This window comes from Pantoea sp. B9002 (genome assembly GCF_013385945.1).
Classification (GTDB): Bacteria; Pseudomonadota; Gammaproteobacteria; order Enterobacterales; family Enterobacteriaceae; genus Pantoea.
In genome coordinates this window covers 166,751-185,684 of record NZ_JACAPA010000059.1, presented here as the reverse complement: position 1 = coordinate 185,684, position 18,934 = coordinate 166,751, and the positions used below count along the sequence as shown (strand labels likewise).

At 55.4% G+C, this 18,934-nt stretch carries 17 protein-coding genes and 1 other RNA gene; 12 read left to right on the top strand and 6 right to left on the bottom strand.

Features of this window, described 5'->3' with window-relative positions; translation table 11 throughout:
• The first annotated feature begins 367 nt into the window (after positions 1–367).
• The 5 genes from epd to argO all read left to right on the top strand — a co-directional run bounded on the left by epd (position 368) and on the right by argO (position 5,742).
• Entirely contained in the window at positions 368–1,387 is a 1,020-nt protein-coding gene (epd, locus tag HX773_RS24085) for an erythrose-4-phosphate dehydrogenase (protein ID WP_008108272.1), read from the top strand.
• Between the two features lie 51 nt (positions 1,388–1,438).
• Positions 1,439–2,602, top strand: a complete 1,164-nt coding sequence (pgk, locus tag HX773_RS24080) for a phosphoglycerate kinase (protein WP_154192435.1) — start codon at positions 1,439–1,441, stop codon at positions 2,600–2,602.
• A gap of 104 nt (positions 2,603–2,706) precedes the next feature.
• Positions 2,707–3,786, top strand: coding sequence for a class II fructose-bisphosphate aldolase (gene fbaA, locus HX773_RS24075; protein WP_101761938.1), 1,080 nt, complete (start codon positions 2,707–2,709; stop codon positions 3,784–3,786).
• Between the two features lie 188 nt (positions 3,787–3,974).
• A complete protein-coding gene (gene mscS, locus HX773_RS24070) occupies positions 3,975–4,850 on the top strand; it encodes a small-conductance mechanosensitive channel MscS (RefSeq protein WP_176973619.1) in 876 nt (291 codons plus the stop codon).
• Between the two features lie 268 nt (positions 4,851–5,118).
• A complete protein-coding gene (gene argO / locus HX773_RS24065) occupies positions 5,119–5,742 on the top strand; it encodes an arginine exporter ArgO (protein WP_176973618.1) in 624 nt (207 codons plus the stop codon).
• Here argO and HX773_RS24060 read toward each other — a convergent pair.
• Entirely contained in the window at positions 5,739–7,997 is a 2,259-nt protein-coding gene (locus HX773_RS24060; RefSeq protein ID WP_370463634.1) for an FAD-dependent oxidoreductase, read from the bottom strand. The genes argO and HX773_RS24060 overlap by 4 nt on opposite strands.
• Before the next feature lie 57 nt (positions 7,998–8,054).
• Between HX773_RS24060 and HX773_RS24055 the strand changes: the two genes are divergently transcribed.
• Positions 8,055–8,753, top strand: coding sequence for an IclR family transcriptional regulator (locus tag HX773_RS24055; RefSeq protein ID WP_176973616.1), 699 nt, complete (start codon positions 8,055–8,057; stop codon positions 8,751–8,753).
• Here the strand turns inward: HX773_RS24055 and HX773_RS24050 are convergent.
• The gene (locus HX773_RS24050) at positions 8,740–10,047 is read right to left on the bottom strand and encodes an MFS transporter (RefSeq protein ID WP_176973615.1); all 1,308 of its coding nucleotides are present in this window, start codon (positions 10,045–10,047) and stop codon (positions 8,740–8,742) included. The genes HX773_RS24055 and HX773_RS24050 overlap by 14 nt on opposite strands.
• A 218-nt stretch (positions 10,048–10,265) precedes the next feature.
• On the opposite strand from HX773_RS24050, the gene HX773_RS24045 reads away from it, so the two are divergent.
• Positions 10,266–10,994 (top strand): oxidative stress defense protein, encoded by a 729-nt coding sequence (locus HX773_RS24045; protein ID WP_061719855.1) that lies wholly within the window; start codon positions 10,266–10,268, stop codon positions 10,992–10,994.
• 101 nt (positions 10,995–11,095) lie between these two features.
• Here the strand turns inward: HX773_RS24045 and HX773_RS24040 are convergent, their stop codons facing one another.
• A complete protein-coding gene (locus HX773_RS24040; RefSeq protein ID WP_007890292.1) occupies positions 11,096–12,001 on the bottom strand; it encodes a LysR family transcriptional regulator ArgP in 906 nt (301 codons plus the stop codon).
• A gap of 181 nt (positions 12,002–12,182) precedes the next feature.
• Between HX773_RS24040 and rpiA the strand changes: the two genes are divergently transcribed.
• Entirely contained in the window at positions 12,183–12,842 is a 660-nt protein-coding gene (gene rpiA / locus HX773_RS24035) for a ribose-5-phosphate isomerase RpiA (RefSeq protein ID WP_176973614.1), read from the top strand.
• A 279-nt stretch (positions 12,843–13,121) separates the two neighbouring features.
• On the top strand, positions 13,122–14,360 hold the full coding sequence (gene serA, locus HX773_RS24030; protein WP_176973613.1) for a phosphoglycerate dehydrogenase: 1,239 nt from the start codon (positions 13,122–13,124) through the stop codon (positions 14,358–14,360).
• A gap of 38 nt (positions 14,361–14,398) precedes the next feature.
• Here serA and HX773_RS24025 read toward each other — a convergent pair whose 3' ends face one another.
• The 3 genes from HX773_RS24025 to zapA all read right to left on the bottom strand — a co-directional run bounded on the left by HX773_RS24025 (position 14,399) and on the right by zapA (position 15,622).
• Entirely contained in the window at positions 14,399–14,995 is a 597-nt protein-coding gene (locus HX773_RS24025; RefSeq protein WP_176973612.1) for a 5-formyltetrahydrofolate cyclo-ligase, read from the bottom strand.
• Between the two features lie 74 nt (positions 14,996–15,069).
• Positions 15,070–15,253: non-coding RNA, 6S RNA (gene ssrS, locus HX773_RS24020), on the bottom strand.
• 39 nt (positions 15,254–15,292) lie between these two features.
• On the bottom strand, positions 15,293–15,622 hold the full coding sequence (gene zapA, locus HX773_RS24015; protein ID WP_007890288.1) for a cell division protein ZapA: 330 nt from the start codon (positions 15,620–15,622) through the stop codon (positions 15,293–15,295).
• Between the two features lie 170 nt (positions 15,623–15,792).
• Here zapA and HX773_RS24010 point away from each other — a divergent pair, with 170 nt between their 5' ends.
• Genes HX773_RS24010 through ubiH form a run of 3 tightly spaced genes read left to right on the top strand, consistent with a single transcriptional unit; the run spans position 15,793 to position 18,922 of the window.
• Complete coding sequence (locus tag HX773_RS24010; RefSeq protein ID WP_176973611.1) at positions 15,793–16,374, top strand: YecA family protein; 582 nt, start codon at positions 15,793–15,795, stop codon at positions 16,372–16,374.
• A gap of 50 nt (positions 16,375–16,424) precedes the next feature.
• A complete protein-coding gene (gene pepP, locus HX773_RS24005) occupies positions 16,425–17,747 on the top strand; it encodes a Xaa-Pro aminopeptidase (RefSeq protein ID WP_101761949.1) in 1,323 nt (440 codons plus the stop codon).
• The gene (gene ubiH, locus HX773_RS24000; protein ID WP_176973610.1) at positions 17,744–18,922 is read left to right on the top strand and encodes a 2-octaprenyl-6-methoxyphenyl hydroxylase; all 1,179 of its coding nucleotides are present in this window, start codon (positions 17,744–17,746) and stop codon (positions 18,920–18,922) included. Before pepP ends, ubiH begins: the two co-directional genes overlap by 4 nt.
• The last annotated feature ends 12 nt before the right edge of the window (positions 18,923–18,934 follow it).

Sequence of the window (18,934 nt, the reverse complement as noted above, 5' to 3'; positions counted from 1 at the left end):
CGTGGTTAACACGGCGAAATCAATTCTGTGATTTGAGGTCGCCATAAATGGCGACCCTACACCAGCATCAGGGTGTCCCAACCGGGGCGCCCTTATTGTTTCACCATCTCCAACCTGAAACGGTTCAATTATTCCTGCAGTAATAATCCGTCAGTGCAAAATTTGTGACGTAGATCCAATATTCAGCCACTCACTTGATCGCAATCATTCCCGTTATTCCTCTCTTGCATTACTCTAGCTGAACCGTTTCAGTTGCGAACGAGAACGTGCATCTTGCCGGTGCGGGCAAGCAATAATTCCCTGTACAAAACGGTGTGAAACGCTCAGGCTAATCGGCACGTTTTTTCGGGTGTGGTTGAAGGTAGAGATGACCGTTCGCGTAGCAATAAATGGTTTTGGTCGTATCGGGCGTAACGTGTTGCGTGCCCTGTATGAAACCGGTCGCCGGGCTGAGATCACCGTGGTCGCCATTAACGAGCTGGCAGACGCCGCCGGTATGGCGCATCTGCTGAAGTACGACACCAGCCACGGCCGTTTCGCCTTTGATGTGCGCCAGGAGCGCGATCAGCTGTTTGTTGGCGACGACACCATTCGCATCCTGCATCAGGCGGAAATTGACGTGCTGCCGTGGCGCGAACTGAATGTTGATATCGTGCTGGATTGCACCGGCGTGTACGGTAGCCGCGCTGATGGCGAAGCCCATTTGGCGGCGGGCGCGAAGAAAGTGTTGTTCTCGCATCCGGGCGGCAACGATCTCGATGCTACTGTTGTGTTCGGTGTCAACGAACAAGCTCTTAAACAAACTGACCGCATTGTCTCCAACGCATCCTGCACCACCAACTGCATTATTCCGGTGATAAAGTTGCTGGATGACGCCTTTGGCATTGAGTCGGGCACCGTGACCACCATTCACTCGGCGATGCACGATCAGCAGGTGATCGACGCCTATCACAGCGATCTGCGTCGTACCCGCGCCGCCAGCCAATCGATCATTCCGGTAGATACGCGTCTTGCTGCTGGCATTACCCGTATTTTTCCGAAATTTAACGATCGCTTTGAGGCGATTGCCGTGCGCGTGCCGACGATCAACGTGACAGCCATTGATCTGAGCGTGTCGGTACGCGAAGCGGTGAAGGCGTGTGAGGTCAACGCGTTGCTGCAAAACGCGTCAGAAGGGGCGTTTCGTGGTATAGTTGACTATACGGAATTACCGTTAGTCTCAGTAGATTTTAACCATGATCCGCACAGTGCCATAGTCGATGGCACGCAAACGCGGGTCAGTGGTCATCACCTTATCAAAACGCTGGTTTGGTGTGACAACGAATGGGGCTTTGCTAACCGCATGATCGACACCACGTTAGCAATGGCCGCAAGCGGTTTCAGGTAAGACGCGGACTGCGTCTGGCAAAACTTATGAGAATCAACGAGAGGGTTCACCATGTCTGTAATTAAGATGACCGATCTGGATCTTGCTGGTAAACGCGTTCTGATCCGTGCCGATCTCAACGTGCCAGTGAAAGAAGGGAAAGTGACGTCAGATGCACGTATTCGTGCTTCTCTGCCTACCATCGAAGCGGCGTTGAAACAGGGCGCGAAAGTGATGGTTACCTCTCACCTGGGTCGTCCGACCGAAGGTGAATACAACGAAGAGTTCTCCCTGCTGCCGGTTGTTAACTACCTGAAAGACAAACTGAACGGCACCAACGTTACCCTGGCAAAAGATTACCTCGACGGCGTTGAAGTCGGCGCAGGCGAACTGGTTGTGCTGGAAAACGTACGCTTTAACAAAGGCGAGAAAAAAGACGAAGAAGGCCTGTCGCAGAAATATGCCGCACTGTGCGACGTGTTCGTGATGGATGCGTTCGGTACTGCGCACCGCGCACAGGCTTCTACCCACGGCGTGGGCAAGTTCGCGCCAATCGCGTGTGCCGGTCCGCTGTTGTCAGCTGAGCTGGAAGCGCTGGGCAAAGTGATGAGCAACCCAGAGCGTCCGCTGGTTGCTGTGGTTGGCGGTTCTAAAGTGTCGACCAAATTTGATGTACTGCAGTCGCTGGTGAAGATTGCTGACACCGTGATTGTCGGCGGCGGCATCGCGAATACCTTCGTGGCGATCGAAAACAACGTCGGTAAATCACTGTACGAGCCAGACTTCGTTGAAGCAGCGAAAAAACTGCGTGACGAGCACGGCATCCCGGTTCCTACCGATTCTCGCGTAGGCACGGAATTCTCTGAAACTGCACCGGCAACCGTGAAAAAGGTTTCCGAAGTGGCGGATAACGAAGAGATTATGGACTTCGGCGACGAAACCGCACAGGCGATGGCCGCGATTCTGAAAGGCGCGAAAACCATTCTGTGGAACGGCCCGGTTGGCGTGTTCGAGTTCCCGAACTTCCGTAAAGGCACCGAAATCGTGGCGAATGCAATCGCCGATAGCGATGCATTCTCAGTGGCAGGCGGCGGCGATACGCTGGCTGCAATCGACCTGTTCGGTATCGAAGATAAGATCTCTTATATCTCTACCGGCGGCGGCGCATTCCTCGAGTTCGTGGAAGGCAAAAAACTGCCAGCAGTTGCTATGCTGGAAGAGCGCGCGAAGCAGTAATTCTTTGGGGGCGACGCTTTGGCGTCGCCTGAAGGCTAGCCCTTTATAGGGCAAACAAATCGCAATCCCTTCGGGGATGAACGGTAACGAAACGGGACACAAACATGTCTAAAATTTTTGATTTCGTAAAACCCGGCGTTGTCACTGGTGACGACGTTCAGAAAATTTTCCAGGTAGCGAAAGAGAACAAATTCGCTCTGCCAGCAGTTAACTGCGTCGGCACGGACTCTATCAACGCGGTATTGGAAGCTGCGGCCAAAGTGAAAGCGCCGGTCATCGTTCAGTTCTCCAATGGTGGTGCTGCCTTCATCGCCGGTAAAGGTTTCAAAACCGACAAGCCTCAGGGCGCGGCTATCTTCGGCGCTATCGCGGGTGCATACCATGTGCATCTGATGGCTGAACAGTACGGCGTGCCAGTAATCTTGCATACCGACCACTGCGCCAAGAAACTGCTGCCGTGGATCGACGGTCTGCTGGACGCGGGTGAAGAGCACTTCAAGAAAACCGGTAAGCCGCTGTTCTCTTCTCACATGATTGATCTGTCTGAAGAGTCACTGGAAGAGAACATCGAGATCTCTTCTAAATATCTGGCGCGCATGGCCAAACTGGATATGACGCTGGAAATCGAACTGGGTTGCACCGGTGGCGAAGAAGACGGCGTGGACAACAGCCACATGGACGCTTCTGCGCTGTACACTCAGCCAGAAGACGTTGATTACGCTTACACCGAGCTGAGCAAAATCAGCCCACGTTTCACCATCGCGGCTTCATTCGGTAACGTGCACGGCGTGTACAAGCCAGGCAACGTGAAACTGACGCCAACCATCCTGCGTGATTCTCAGGAATACGTGACCAAGAAACACAACTTGCCGCATAACGCGCTGAACTTTGTGTTCCATGGTGGTTCAGGTTCGTCTGCTGCAGAAATCGAAGAGTCTATCGGCTACGGCGTGATCAAGATGAACATCGATACCGACACCCAATGGGCAACGTGGGACGGTATTCTGCAGTACTACAAAAAGAACGAAGACTATCTGCAAGGCCAGCTGGGTAACCCAAATGGTTCAGATAGCCCGAACAAGAAATATTACGATCCACGCGTATGGCTGCGTTCTGCTCAGGCTTCAATGGTTGTTCGCCTGGAGCAGGCTTTCAAAGAGCTTAACGCTGTCGACGTGCTGTAATTTTTGCTTACAGTACAAAAAAGGCCCGCCAGGGCCTTTTTTTATGCATCTTATCCAGAAAATCCCACGAATTCAGGCCATTTTTGGCGCTTCGCCTTATTTTTGTTTACCCTTGTATTCGGAGTGTCGGAGTCAATCTGGCAGTTTTTGGCAATTTCCTGCGGGAAACTCAACAACAGGGCTAACAAATGGAAGACTTAAATGTCGTTGATGGCATTAACAGTGCTGGTGGATGGCTGGTACGAAATCAGGAACTGATCCTGAGCTATGCGGTAAATATTGTGGCGGCGATTGTTACCATCATCATTGGTATGTTCATTGCGCGCATCGTCTCCAATGCGATTAACCGCGTTCTGCTGGCGCGTCATATTGATGCGACTGTGGCAGATTTCCTTTCTGCAATGGTGCGCTACGGAATTATCGCTTTTACCGTCATTGCTGCACTGGGACGCGTTGGCGTACAAACTGCCTCGGTGATTGCCGTGCTGGGTGCTGCCGGTTTGGCGGTGGGTTTGGCCTTGCAGGGTTCGCTGTCGAATCTCGCGGCGGGCGTGCTGTTGGTGACCTTCCGTCCGTTCAAAACCGGTGAGTTTGTCGATCTCGGCGGCGTGATGGGTACCGTGCAGAACGTGCAGATTTTCTCCACCACGCTGAAAAGCGCCGATGGCAAAATCGTGGTGGTGCCGAACGGTAAGATCATCGCCGGCAACATCGTCAACTATTCGCGCGAACCGATTCGCCGCAACGAGTTCATTATCGGCGTGGCTTACGATGCGGATGTTGATCAGGTAATTGCTCTGTTCCGCGAAGTGGTTGAAGCGGATGAGCGTGTGCTGAAAGATTTAGGTATCCAGATCGGCCTGAATGAACTGGCCGCTTCATCGCTCAACTTTGTGGTGCGTTGCTGGAGCAAAAGCAGCGACCTGCAAAACGTCTACTGGGATTTGATGAAGAACTTCAAACGCACGCTGGACGCCAACGGCATCGGCATTCCTTATCCGCAGATGGATGTGCATCTGCATCAGGTGAAGAGCGAGCAACAACAGCCCGCACGCACCGAGTAAATGAGCATAGCACCTGCGGGTGTAATGCCACTCACTTAACATACTGCGCGTTTAAGCAGGTGCGCATGAATGCGCACCCTACAAAAACCGCGCATTGTCGCTGTAGGGTTGCCATTTACGGCGACCGAAAAGCGCTGAAGTGAACATCATTACGCTTGCGGGTGCATGTTATTAACTATTCTAATGCCCAATTAATTCTTTCAATTTCCTCTAATATCTTCGCGTCACTATACTGCACAGCATCGTTCAGAACTTCAGGATTATCTCTGTGTTATCTGTTTATTTACAAGGGCTTGCCCTTGGTGCTGCGCTGATTTTGCCGTTAGGCCCGCAAAATGCTTTCGTAATGAATCAGGGCATTAAGCGCCATTACCATCTGATGACCGCATCGCTGTGTACCATCAGCGATATCGCACTGATCTGCGGTGGGATTTTTGGCGGCAGCGCGTTGCTGAATCAATCGCCTATCTTATTGATGCTGATTACATGGGCGGGCGTGGCGTTTCTGCTGTGGTACGGCTGGGGCGCGCTGCGCAGTGCATGGCAAGGTGATGTGTCGCTGGCTTCCGATGCGGAGATAAAGCAAGGCCGCTGGCGCATCATCGCCACCATTCTGGCGGTGACCTGGCTCAATCCGCACGTCTATCTCGACACCTTTGTGGTGCTCGGCAGCCTCGGTAGCCAATTGCCCTCCGCGGACGCGCGTCGCTGGTTTGCGTTTGGCACCGTGAGCGCATCAATCATCTGGTTCTTCGGCCTGGCGCTGCTGGCGGCGTGGCTGTCGCCGCGGCTGCGCACCGTGCGGGCGCAGCGCATTATCAATTTGCTGGTCGGCGGCGTGATGTGGTTTATCGCCATTCAGCTGGCGCGTCAGGGCATTGCTGCTCTCTAATGCAGATGTAATCCGTACAGTGCGGGCAGCGCGCCCGCACTGGCGAGCAACTCCAGCCGAATCCTGCTAAAACTCACGCCTTCTGGCACCACGTGATGGCACAGCGAGTGATGATTTTCCGTCACCTCAGCCAAGAGCATCTCATCCAGCCATACGCGATAATGCGTGGTGCAGTGCGGCGTGACCGCCTGCGCGTGGCCCATTTGCACCGTTTCCATCGCATGGTCGAAGTCGTTATCAAACAGCAAGGTAATGTGTTTCGCCTGCTGCGGTTCGCTCCAATGCCAGCTCACGTTGGGATGCGTGTCCTCCTGCGCCGGCACCCAGCAATTGGTGTGCTGTTCCGGGCGCAGCTTGCCGTTAAGCAGATAGTCGTGGTGCCAAAGCTGCAGCGGCGTTTCCAGCGCAAAGGCCAGCAGGATTTGCTGTGGAGCCCGGCGCGGCAGCCAGAAATCAAATTCATCAACGCCGTAATCGCCGTCGTTAATCTGGCGTGTGCGTTTCGCCACGCGCGGATTGAGACTGTTGAACACCATCATCACGCCTGGCAAACGCTGGCTGGTTAATGCAACCTCAATCGCTGCGTTCTCCTCAAAGGCGATAAACAGATAGCGATCGCAATCGGCGCGATAATCAAAGTTCAGTCGATAAGTGCCTGGCTCAGTAACCGTGATGCTTTGCGTGGCCAGATGGCAATCGCCGCAGGTATTGGCCGGATTAGCGCTGGTAAGCAGCGATACCTGTAATTTCTGCGTGTTGGCAGCGCGCAGCTGCACGCTGATTGGCGGCAAGCGTTCACCCGCTTTGAGCGGCAGCAGCAACGCACAGCGGGATTCCAGCGGCTGCCAACCGGCATCGGCGGGCAGGGCGCGCAACTGTAAGGTGCTGCTCACCGTGACATGCGCATCGCGCGCTGGGTTGGCCAACGGATGTCGCGGAATAAACGCACCCTGACGCAGCAAATGCTGCTGTAGCTGCCCAACGTGCTCCGGCTGTGCCAGTACGGCGGGCGTGATCTGCTGTTGCTGGCACAGCGCCGCCGCGCGGCCCACCACTTCGCCCAGCACGCCGCAGGTGCACATGACGCGTGCGCTGCCAAAGGCGACGTGCGTGGCGGAAATCAGGCGGCCGGTGAGTAGCAGATTGTCCAGCGACTGGCTGTAGAGCGCGCGGAAGGGAATGGTGTAAGTCCCTTTGCTGTGGAACTGACGACAGCCATCATGTTCGCTGTAGACGCCGTCGGCCGGATGCAGATCAATCGACCAGCCGCCATACGCCACCGCATCGTAGTGATCGCGCTGTTCGATGATGTCCTGCTGGCACAGCATCGTCTCGCCGAGAAAACGCCGGCTCTCGCGTTTGCCGGGAATCAGGCCAACCCATTCAATCGTCAGGTTGTCGGCGTCGGGGAATCCACCGGAGTTTTTGATGTAATCCCACACGCCCCAGACGATTTTCCACAGCTCCCATTTGATGGTTTCACTTTCGTGCACGGTATCAAGCCGTCCGCCCCATTCCAGCCACCATAAATCGCAGCCGTTCAGTTCTGAGCTCAGGCGTTTATAACGCGGAATCGCGGTGATCTCTTTCAGTGCGAAAGAGGGCGCAACGAAGCGTACCGGTTGCGCTGCGCGCTTGGTGTAGAAGTAAATCGAATGTCCGAGCTTGTGGCCGAAACTCTCGCCCGGCGCCATCTTCTCGCCAAACTCCTCCACGGATTCTGCGCCCACGCGATGCGCTGCACCGGCCAGATAGCCCATCACGCCATCGCCGCTGGCATCGATAAACTGTGTAGCTGAAACCTGATATCGCGTTTGATTAATGGCGTTGAACGCCTGCACGGACTGCAAGCGGCGGCCAGATTTTTCGATATCGGTCACCACCGTATTGAGCAGCAAAGTCAGGCCGGGCTGCGCCTGAACGATGTCCAGCAGCACCATATCGAACAGCACCGGATTGCCTTCTTTGTTACGCCACAGGTTCTCCTCCATGATCTCGCTCATGATGCCGCCTTCGCGCGCCCAGCGATTGTTATTGCCCATGTGCGAAGTGGCACCGTTGGCCCACAAGCGCACTTCGCTGGAAGCGTTGCCGCCCAGCACCGGGCGATCCTGAATCAGCACCACATCAAGCCCATCGCGTGCAGCGGCGAGTGCGGCACACACGCCCGCCAGCCCACCGCCAACGATCAGTAACTGCGCTTGTAGCCGTTGTTGCGGAAAGTCGCGCACATTTTGCGTAGAGAAAGTCTGCATCATTTCATTCCTCTGACTCTAAGGCTAAGATTGGATTTTGCCCGCCGCAGGTGATCTATGTCTTCTCAACCCAACCAAAGCCTGATTGACGGTATTCGCTGCCTGCAATATCTGGTTTCCAGTGATAAAGCCGTGGGTTGCCGTGAACTGGCGCGCCAGATGGGGATGAACAGCACGCGTGTGAATCGACTGCTGATGACCATGGCATCGATTGGACTGACCACGCAGGATGAGCATCGACGCTATCTGCCCGGCCCCGGCATTCACGCGCTGGCGGCACAGGCGATTCGCGGATCTTCGCTGTTCGCTCAGGCGCTGCCGCAGCTGGAACTTCATGCGCCGCGCGATATCGTGGTGGCGCTGGGCGTGCTGTGGGAGGATCAGGTGATCTATATCTGGCACTCGGAACCCGGTGAACGCATCAATGCCAGCCAGGCGCTGGCCGGTTTCCGCATGCTGCCCGCGTGGCAATCGGTGATTGGCGTGTCGTTGCTGGCGGCGGAGAGTGATGAGGCGCTGCGCCCGCGTTTTAACGACGAACAGTGGCTGCAAATCGCGCCGCTGCTGGCGCGTAAGCGGGCTGAGGGTTACCTGATCTGGCACCGCGATGACGGTGAAATCAGCATGGCGCAGCCGATCGATAACAATCGCGCGGCACTGGCGTTCGCCAAAATCTGGCAGGACGATGAGGCGCACCTCGCGCAGCGGCTGCAACAGCTGCAATCGCTGGCGCAAACCGTGATCACCCCGCGCTAACATGATCGATTTTCCCGACAATAAACAGATAACTGCAGATGCCAATCGCGGCCAGCACAGCGATAAATGCCAGTGCTGGCGCGAAGTTATCGCCGTCAATTAACGCACCAATGGCAATCGGCACCACGATGGATGACAGCGCGCCGGTAAAGTTAAATACGCCGCCCGCCAGACCAATCAAGTGGCGCGGTGCCAGCGCCGTGACAAACACCCACGTAATGGTCGCCAGGCCGTTGCCGAAGAACGCGAGCGACATAAACAGGATAATCAGCGTGGAATCGTCGGTGTAATTGGCACCAAGGATAAACAGCGTCAGGAACAGGCCGAGGATCACCGGCAGTTTGCGCGCCACGCTGGCGGAGACGCCACGACGTATCATGCGATCCGAGGCAAATCCGGCCAGCAGCACGCCGCAAAAGGCGGCGAAGTAGGGCACCGAAGCCACATAACCGCTTTTAATGAAGCCCATGTGGCGATACTCCACCAGATAAGTCGGGAACCAGGTGAGGAAAAACCAGAAGGTGGCGGAAATGGTGAACTGGCCAATATAGATGCCGACCAATTTGCGACTGCGGAACATCTGCGCCAAATCGCCCCAGCGCGCTTTAGGTTGCTGCGTATTTTGCCGACTCTCCAGCAGCGCACCGTTGTCGCGCAGATAGCTGAGCTCGGCTTCTGACACGCCTTGATGTTGATTCGGCTCGCGGTAGAGCCAATACCACACCAGCGCCCAAATCATCCCCGCGACTCCGGTAATCAAAAACAGTCCGCGCCAGCCAAATGCATCCTGCAGATGAAACAGCAGCGGCGTCATGCACGCCAGCCCAACAAATTGCGCTGAGGAGTAAATACCGATCGCACTGGCGCGCTCTTGCTCCGGGAACCAGCTGGAGATCACTCGATTGTTGGAGGGCATCACCGGCGCTTCAAAGGCGCCGACGCCGAGCCGCAGACCAAACAACGCGCCAAAGCTGTTGGCAAGCGCATGCAGCGCGGTGATCAGCGACCAGGCAAACAAACCGACGCCATAGACCACCCGCGCACCCAGGCGATCGATGAGGAAGCCGCCGGGGATCTGTAGCGCAGCGTAGATCCAGCCGAAAGCAGAGAAGATCAACCCCATTTCCATCGGCGTGAAACGCAGTTCACCAGCCATTGCCGTAGCGGCAACCGACAGGTTAGTTCGATCCATGTAGTTGATAATGATGTTAATAAACACCAGACCGAGCATCAGAAAGCGCGTGCGTCCCGCGCGAACGCTGACGGCAGTTTGGCTAAGCGGCTGTTCTGTCATTGGCAACTCTCCCGAACCCAGAAGTGTTTCTTTAATAGAAACGTTTAAGTGTTTTTTTGGCGAATATGTACCGCTAAATTTGCGATCGCGGCGAGGTTAAAACAGCAGAGTGCCCGAACTTTTTGCTGAATCAAAACTCAGAGCATCACGCATGGTAATGTGTTTTGGGTTTAGCCATAGTGGCGACCTGCAAATTGAATCCCTCAAGGAGGACTTTCGTGAAACTGAAAGCACTGGCGCTGGCCGCCGTAATGAGCACGGGCGCACTGTCCGGTTTAGTTCAGGCAGGCGAATTGCCGAATGGACCGCATGTGGTGACTTCTGGACAGGCAAGCGTTGATGCCACGCCAGATCTCGCGACGCTCGCGATTGTGGTGAATGTTTCGTCGAAAGACGCGGCGGAAGCGAAGAAACAAGCTGATGACCGCGTGGCGCAATATTTCGATTTCCTGCAAAAGAACGGTATCGAGAAAAAAGATATTGATGCGGCAAACCTCAGCACGCAGCCGGAGTACGATTACACCAAAGAAGGTAAGTCGGTACTGAAAGGCTATCGTGCCGAGCGTCAGGTACAGGTGACGCTGCGTCAGCTGGACAAACTTAACGAGCTGTTGGATGGCGCGTTAAAATCTGGCCTGAATGAAATTCGTTCGGTCGAGTTGGGTGTGGCGAATCCTGACAGCTATAAAGAGAAGGCGCGTAAAGTGGCAATCGCTAATGCTACGCAGCAGGCGAACGCGCTGGCAGAAGGGTTTAACGCTAAGTTAGGTTCGGTCTACAGCATCCGCTACCACGTTGCGAACTATCAACCGATGCCGATGGCGCGCATGTACAAAGCCGCCGCTGCACCTGCTGATACCACCGCGCAGCAAACTTACGAGCAGCAGAGCATTCACTTTGACGATCAGGTGGATGTGGTATTCGAAATCAAACCGAATACGCCATAAGGCTTTAATTCAGGTCGCCAGAAATGGCAACCCTACGGTTATTGGGTGCGCATTGATGCGCACCTGCAAGCATTCCTTAAATGGGCGGCGCGACCTGACTTTTACGCGGGCAACACATCCTGACGCAGCACGCGATGTCCGTGTGCAATCAGCGCGTCGGTGACGCTGCGCATCAAACGACTTTCCGGCGCAAACCGGTGCCAGTACAGCATACGACGCTGATACAGGCCTGGCGTCAAATCCACCAGCTCACCTTGCGCCAACTCGCGCTCAATCTGCAGATGCGGAATCATACAGCACACCGAACCCTGACGCGCCAGCTGCACAAAGGCTTCTGACGAGTTAACGATGTGGCAGGGCACGCTGCCTGGCGACAGGTCAAAGTTCTGCTGTAAAAACGCCTGATGCATATCATCCAGATGATCAAACGCCACCGCCGGCGCTTTCAGCAGCGCAGAGCGCGTGACGCCGTTCGGGAAATAGCGTGCAGCAAAATCAGGTGAGGCGCAGAACAGATAATCGAGCGCGCCCAGTTGATCTACTAAGCAGCTTGGCAGCGGCTGCGGTTGAATACTCACCGCGCCGACCACTTCGCCGCGACGCAGACGTTCCTGAGTGCGGGTTTCATCTTCCACCTGCAAATTCAGGCGCACCGGCGAATCGGCCAGTACATCTTTCAGCGCGGGCAGCAGCCAGGTTGCCAGACTGTCGGCGTTGACCGCCAGCGACAGTAGCAGCGGCGTGGTTCCACCGTTATCATCACCCAGCCACTCCTCTTCCAACAGCTCAACCTGATGCAACAACGCCAGTAACTTTTGTCCCTGCTCGGTCGGACGCGGCGGCACGGTACGCACCAGCAGCGGCTGACCAAATAAATTTTCCAGCTGTTTAATACGCTGCGAAACCGCCGATTGGGTAATGCAGAGTTTTTGTGCCGCACGCTCAAAGCCGCGCTCGCGAATCACAGCATCCAGCGCCTGAAGCGTTCGATAATCCGGGCGTTTCATTGTTGTTCTCTCTCGTTCAGGGTGGACGTTACTATGCCATAAAACTGTCAAATTGTGCTGCGGCGCATTTTTGCGGGCTGGCTTCCAAAGCGTTAAATCGGCTGTCTAACAGTCGCGCTTTTTTACAGCGCCTTGTTTTATACTACGCGCACTTCGATGTCGCACAGGTTTTAAACATACCATGACCCAGGATGAACTGAAAAAAGCGGTAGGTTGGGCAGCCCTGCAGTACGTAGAGCCCGGCACCATTGTCGGTGTAGGTACGGGCTCAACGGCAGCGCATTTCATTGATGCACTCGGCACCATGAAGAATCAGATTGAAGGCGCGGTTTCCAGCTCGGAAGCCTCGACGGAGAAACTGAAAGCGTTGGGCATTCACGTCTTCGATCTCAACGAAATTGATGAGCTGTCGGTTTATGTTGATGGCGCCGATGAAATCAATCCGCAGATGCAGATGATCAAAGGCGGTGGCGCAGCGCTGACGCGTGAGAAAATCGTTGCGGCGGTGGCGAAGAAATTTGTCTGCATTGCCGATGCATCGAAAGAAGTCGATGTGCTGGGCAACTTCCCGCTGCCGGTTGAAGTGATTCCGATGGCGCGTTCGTATGTGGCGCGTGAACTGGTCAAACTCGGCGGCTTGCCGGAGTATCGCCAGAACGTCATTACCGACAACGGCAACATTATTCTCGACGTGCATAATCTGCGTATTCTCGATCCTATCGAGCTGGAAAAAACCATCAATGCGCTGCCGGGCGTGGTGACCGTTGGCCTGTTTGCGGGACGTGGCGCGGATGTCGCGCTGATTGGCACCGCTGACGGCGTGAAAACCATCGTAAAATGATCTGTCCGGCGCGCCGAATGCGCCGGTTATTTCCATCCGCAAAACATCTTTTCTCGCCAGGCTGAAATTTGGTGACTTATGTCACAAAAGATTCATCAGCAGTGAGTTCGTACTTCGTCCACCAAGGATGTCACGATTTTGTACGGCATTGTGCTGTCTCCGCGTGGGCGCGTGCTGGCTCACAGGCAATCGTTTGTATTGCTGCGCACGAAATTTTTGATATTTTGACAGAAGGCTACCTTATGGTAGTCCTCATTGAATTCTGAATAGGGTCGGGAAATGGCAAAGGTATCACTGGAAAAAGACAAGATTAAGTTCCTGCTGGTGGAAGGCGTTCACCAGAGTGCGCTGGAAAACCTGCGTGCAGCAGGCTACACCAACATCGAGTTTCACAAAGGGGCGCTGGATGCGGAGTCGCTGAAATCCTCCATCCGCGATGCGCACTTCATTGGTATCCGTTCCCGTACCCAACTGACTGAAGAGATCTTTGCTGCTGCAGAAAAGCTGGTAGCAGTCGGCTGCTTCTGTATTGGTACTAACCAGGTTGATCTTGCTGCTGCGGCGAAACGCGGTGTTCCGGTGTTCAACGCGCCGTTCTCCAACACCCGTTCTGTTGCAGAGCTGGTGATTGGCGAAATGCTGCTGATGCTGCGTGGCATTCCGGAGGCCAACGCCAAAGCGCACCGTGGCATCTGGAATAAAGTCGCCAACGGTTCGTTCGAAGCACGCGGCAAGAAACTGGGCATCATCGGTTACGGCCATATCGGCATGCAGCTGGGTGTGCTGGCAGAAAGCCTCGGTATGCACGTGTTCTTCTACGATATCGAAAGCAAGCTGCCGCTCGGTAACGCGACTCAGGTGCGTCATCTCTCCGATCTACTCAATATGAGCGACGTAGTGAGCCTGCACGTTCCTGAAACGCAATCCACTCAGAACATGATTGGTGCGGAAGAGCTGGCGCTGATGAAGCCAGGCTCGCTGCTGATCAACGCCGCGCGCGGTACCGTGATCGATATTCCGGCGCTGTGTGATGCCCTGGCGAACAAACATCTGTCCGGTGCCGCCATCGACGTCTTCCCGGTTGAGCCTGCGACCAACAGCGATCCATTCAACTCTCCGTTATGCGAGTTCGATAACGTGATCCTGACGCCACACATTGGTGGTTCGACCCAGGAAGCGCAGGAAAACATCGGTATCGAAGTGGCTGGCAAGCTGGCGAAATACTCCGACAACGGTTCTACGCTGTCTGCGGTTAACTTCCCGGAAGTCTCGCTGCCGATGCACGCGGCAAGTGCTAGCCGCCTGCTGCACATCCATGAAAATCGTCCGGGTGTGCTGACCGCCATCAACCAAATTTTTGCCGAGCAGGGCATCAACATCGCCGCACAGTATCTGCAAACCACGCCTATTATGGGCTACGTGGTAATCGATATTGATGCTGAGCAGGATGCAGCGGATAAAGCGCTGCAGGCGATGAAGGCGATTCCGGGCACCATCCGCGCCCGTCTGCTGTACTGATTAAACAGGGCGCCATTGGCGCCCTTTGTTTTTCCTATTTACGCTTCCCATTGCCACAGTTTCGCTGGCGTCAGTATCGCGGGAAGCGGCACATCCCATGCGGCAACCGGCAGCGCTTCTACGCGCTGACAATCATGTGCGATGCCCACCGGAAGAAAACCATGCTGCTGCCAGTTTTGCAGCGTGCGATCGTAGAATCCGCCACCCATTCCCAAACGTTGACCGGCATGGTCAAACGCCACCAGCGGCACCAGCATCACATCTAATTGATCCAGCGTTGCCAGTTGCGTGATGTCTAAAGGCGGTTCCGGAATACGCAGCTTATTTGGCGTGAGTGACGTTTCTGGCGTGTAACGGATAAACAGCAGATTGCCAGGCGAGAAGGGATGAAGCACCGGTAAGTAAACCTGCTTTTTTTGCTGCCACAATTTGGCGATCAGCGGGCGGGTGTTGATCTCTCCATCGACAGACAAAAACAGTGCAATGCGTTGGGCATTGGCAATCGGCGCAATGTTGATAGCGTGTTCAGCCAACTGATCGGCGGCCTGTTCTTGTTGCTCAGACGTGAGATTGCGGCGCAAATGGCGCACATGCTGACGGATGTCTTGACGGTCGAGAAATGAGGGTGCTGACATGATATCCCCGGCAGATTGGGCTGTTGCCAGCCACTATATCATGCGAACCGGGGGATACAGATTGGAACTAAATGGAGATCTCCGAGATGCCGCCGCAGGCTGTAACCCTTGAACCCTTGGTTCAAGGTGAACATGCCGTCACAACTATTAGGCTTCTCGGACGGACCGAGCATGCGCACAAATTGTGGAGCGTCACATTCTGTTGGTATGAAATATCGGCTCAGGGGACTGGCCCGCTTGCAAACATCTCAGAGAAAATTTACTTCACCGTCACTCTAGCATGAGGACCATGAAGCTTTATTCAAAATTAGGGCCCTGGCGGTCAGTTATGCGACCTTGCTCTACTAACGCTTGTTCAATGGTCTGCTGCAGCATGCGGATACGTTGTTCCATGTTTGCTGCATAGTCGCGCGTCTTACCTTTCTCTTGTGCCAACTCGTGGCAGATGTTTAACGCGGCGATGAACACCAGTTGCTCTGTATTGGTGACTCTAGTGCGAACTTTTAAATCTTGCAACCGTTGATTGAGATCCTCTGCGGCCAGATTCAGCGCATCTTGCTGTTCAGGCGGGCAATTCACTCTCAACGAACGACCAAAAATTTGAATATCTACTGGTTGTGCAGACATGCCACCATCCTAACTGATTACTTCGATCGCATCTCCCTTACCGGTCAATGGGTTGGGAGGTGCGAAACTATATATACCCGAGTTATAAGTTACAACCCCTTTTCTGGAAACCCAGAGGCACCTGGTGGTAGCATAACACGAACTTATTCTGCCAACGACGACCAAAGCTTATGTCTTTACAGAACGCAACGCCGAGTTACAACACGCTGGCCGCGGCCCTTTCACAGCAGGGCGTGGGCATGACGCCAGCCGAAATGCACGGTCTCCTTTCCGGGATTCTGTGCGGCGGCAATCAGGATACCAGCTGGAAAACCATGGTTCACGATCTCACCAACGAAGGCATGGCGTTTTCGCAGAGCCTGTCTCAGCCGTTGCAGGCACTGCATGAAAGCCTGGCGACCACGCTGGAAGACGAAGGTTTTATGTTCCAGCTGATGTTGCCGGAGGACGATGACATCACGGTATTCGATCGCGCGGATGCGCTGGCCGGTTGGGTAAACCACTTCCTGCTCGGTTTGGGCGTCACGCAGCCGAAACTGGAGAAAGTGACCGGCGAAACCGGTGAAGCGATTGACGATCTGCGCACCATCGCACAACTTGGCTATGACGAAGATGAAGATCAGGAAGAGCTGGAGCAGTCACTTGAAGAGGTGATTGAGTACGTGCGCGTTGCCGCTCTGCTGTGCCACGACACCTTCACGCGTCCGCATCAGCCAACGGCACCAGAAGTACAAAAACCTACGTTACACTAAGCGCGTCAATGCGGGTGCGTTGTGGCCCGTCTTCAACAGGGAGTGCAAACATGATTACCTTGGATACGTTTCAACAACGTCGTCAGGCGCTGATTGCCCGCATGGCGCCAGGCAGTGCGGCGTTAATTTTTGCTGCACCTGAAGTGACGCGCAGCAACGACACCGAATACAGCTTTCGTCAAAACAGTGACTTCTGGTACTTCACCGGCTTTAACGAACCGCAGGCGCTGCTGGTATTAATCAAAAGTGATGATAAGCACAACCACAGTGTGCTGTTCAATCGCGTGCGTGACCTGACAGCCGAAATCTGGTTTGGTCGCCGCCTTGGTCAGGATGCCGCACCGGCGAAACTGGGTGTCGATCGTGCTTTGCCGTGGGATGACATCGGCGAGCAGTTGCATCAACTGCTTAACGGCCTGGATGTGGTTTACCACGCGCAGGGCGAATACGCAGAAGCAGATCAGCTGGTGTTCAGCGCGCTGGACAAACTGCGTCGCGGCTTCCGTCAAAACCTCAGCGCGCCCGACACGGTTACCGACTGGCGTCCGTGGGTGCACGACATGCGCCTGTTCAAAAGCGCAGAAGAGATTGAGATTCTGCGCCGCGCCGGCAAAATCAGCGCGCTGGCGCACACGCGAGCGATGCAAGCCTGTCGTCCGGGCATGTTCGAATATCAGCTGGAAGGCGAAATTCATCACGAATTCAATCGCCACGGCGCGCGTTTCCCCTCATACAACACCATTGTCGGTTCCGGCGAAAACGGCTGCATTTTGCATTACACCGAAAACGAATCGGAAATGCGCGATGGCGACTTAGTGCTGATCGACGCAGGCTGTGAATTCCACGGCTACGCCGGCGATATCACTCGCACCTTCCCGGTCAACGGCACCTTCAGCGAGCCGCAGCGCGCCATCTACGATATTGTGCTGGCTTCGCTCTACAAAGCGTTGTCGATGTTCCGTCCGGGCATCAGCATCCATGACGTCAACGACGAAGTGGTGCGCATTATGATTACCGGCCTCGTCGATCTCGGCATTCTGGATGGCAACATCGATACGCTGTTTGAAGAGCAGGCGCATCGTCCGTTCTTCATGCACGGTTTGAGTCATTGGTTGGGGCTGGATGTGCACGATGTCGGCCATTACGGCACGCCAAGCCGCGACCGCGTGCTCGAGCCGGGCATGGTGCTGACGGTTGAGCCTGGCTTGTATATCGCGCCAGATGCCAAAGTACCGCCACAATATCGCGGTATTGGCATTCGCATCGAAGATGACATCGTCATCACCGCCGACGGCAACGAAAATCTCACCGACAGCGTAGTGAAAGACGCCGACGCGATTGAAGCCTTGATGGCGGCGGCACGTCACGCATGAGCATTTTGATTGCCGGCGGCGGCATGACCGGTGCGACTCTGGCGCTGGCGATTTCACATCTGACGCAAGGCCAGCTGCCGGTTACCCTGATTGAGCGCAGCCAGCCCGACAGCCGCGCACATCCCGGCTTCGATGGACGCGCGATTGCCCTGGCGGCTGGCACCTGTCAGCAGTTAGCGGATATCGATCTGTGGCGCTCGCTGGCCGATTGCGCCACGCCTATCACCGATATTCACGTTTCCGATCGCGGTCATACCGGCTTCGTTTCGCTCAAAGCACAAGATCATCAGGTGCCCGCGCTCGGTCAAGTGGTCGAACTTTTTGATGTCGGCCAGCGGCTGTTTCAACGCCTACAGAAAGCGCCGGGCGTCACGCTGCGCTGCCCGGATCACGTTACCTCGGTAGCGCGCACCGCAGATAACGTGCAGGTCATGCTGAACAGCGGCGAAAAGTTGGAAGGCGCATTACTGGTGGCCGCCGATGGTTCGCGTTCACCTTTAGGCGCGTCCTGCGGCATCACCTGGCAGCGCGACGATTATCAGCAGTTGGCGGTTATCGCCAATGTGTCGACGCAGTTGCCGCATCAGGGCCACGCCTTTGAGCGCTTTACCGAACACGGCCCGCTGGCGCTGTTGCCGATGTCCGGCAACCGCATGTCGCTGGTGTGGTGCCACCCGCTTGAGGCGCAAGCAACGATTAAGCAGTGGGACGATGCGACCTTCCTGCAAGCACTGCAGCGCGCATTTGGCTGGCGTCTGGGACGCTTCACGCATACCGGTCAACGCGAGCATTATCCGCTGGCGCTGCAAACCGCCGAACGTCAGGTGACACATCGTCTGGCGCTGGTGGGCAACGCGGCACAAACGCTGCATCCGATTGCCGGACAAGGCTTCAATCTGGGTCTGCGCGATGTGATGTCGCTGGCGGAAACGCTGGCGGGCGCTTATCGTCAGCAGCAAGATCCCGGCAGTTTCGCGGTATTACAGCATTTTGCCGCGCGACGTCAGCCCGATCGTGCCGCCACTGTTGGCGTCACTGACGGTTTAGTCCGACTGTTTGCTAACCGCTATGCGCCGTTGGTAGCAGGACGAAATCTTGGGCTGGTGGCGATGGACCATCTGCCTTGGCTACGAAATCCACTTGCCGCGCGCACGCTCGGCTGGGTTAAGCGTTAAGCACGAATTAAG

Bases quoted from the DNA above. Each gene is read 5' to 3' on its own strand.
- serA (WP_176973613.1), top strand. From the start codon at position 13,122: ATGGCAAAGGTATCACTGGAAAAAGACAAGATTAAGTTCCTGCTGGTG.
- fbaA (WP_101761938.1), top strand. From the start codon at position 2,707: ATGTCTAAAATTTTTGATTTCGTAAAACCCGGCGTTGTCACTGGTGAC.
- zapA (WP_007890288.1), bottom strand. From the start codon at position 15,622: ATGTCTGCACAACCAGTAGATATTCAAATTTTTGGTCGTTCGTTGAGA.
- HX773_RS24050 (WP_176973615.1), bottom strand. From the start codon at position 10,047: ATGACAGAACAGCCGCTTAGCCAAACTGCCGTCAGCGTTCGCGCGGGA.
- HX773_RS24040 (WP_007890292.1), bottom strand. From the start codon at position 12,001: ATGAAACGCCCGGATTATCGAACGCTTCAGGCGCTGGATGCTGTGATT.
- epd (WP_008108272.1), top strand. From the start codon at position 368: ATGACCGTTCGCGTAGCAATAAATGGTTTTGGTCGTATCGGGCGTAAC.
- ubiH (WP_176973610.1), top strand. From the start codon at position 17,744: ATGAGCATTTTGATTGCCGGCGGCGGCATGACCGGTGCGACTCTGGCG.
- HX773_RS24025 (WP_176973612.1), bottom strand. From the start codon at position 14,995: ATGTCAGCACCCTCATTTCTCGACCGTCAAGACATCCGTCAGCATGTG.
- rpiA (WP_176973614.1), top strand. From the start codon at position 12,183: ATGACCCAGGATGAACTGAAAAAAGCGGTAGGTTGGGCAGCCCTGCAG.
- pepP (WP_101761949.1), top strand. From the start codon at position 16,425: ATGATTACCTTGGATACGTTTCAACAACGTCGTCAGGCGCTGATTGCC.
- HX773_RS24055 (WP_176973616.1), top strand. From the start codon at position 8,055: ATGTCTTCTCAACCCAACCAAAGCCTGATTGACGGTATTCGCTGCCTG.
- HX773_RS24010 (WP_176973611.1), top strand. From the start codon at position 15,793: ATGTCTTTACAGAACGCAACGCCGAGTTACAACACGCTGGCCGCGGCC.
- mscS (WP_176973619.1), top strand. From the start codon at position 3,975: ATGGAAGACTTAAATGTCGTTGATGGCATTAACAGTGCTGGTGGATGG.
- pgk (WP_154192435.1), top strand. From the start codon at position 1,439: ATGTCTGTAATTAAGATGACCGATCTGGATCTTGCTGGTAAACGCGTT.
- HX773_RS24060 (WP_370463634.1), bottom strand. From the start codon at position 7,997: ATGCAGACTTTCTCTACGCAAAATGTGCGCGACTTTCCGCAACAACGG.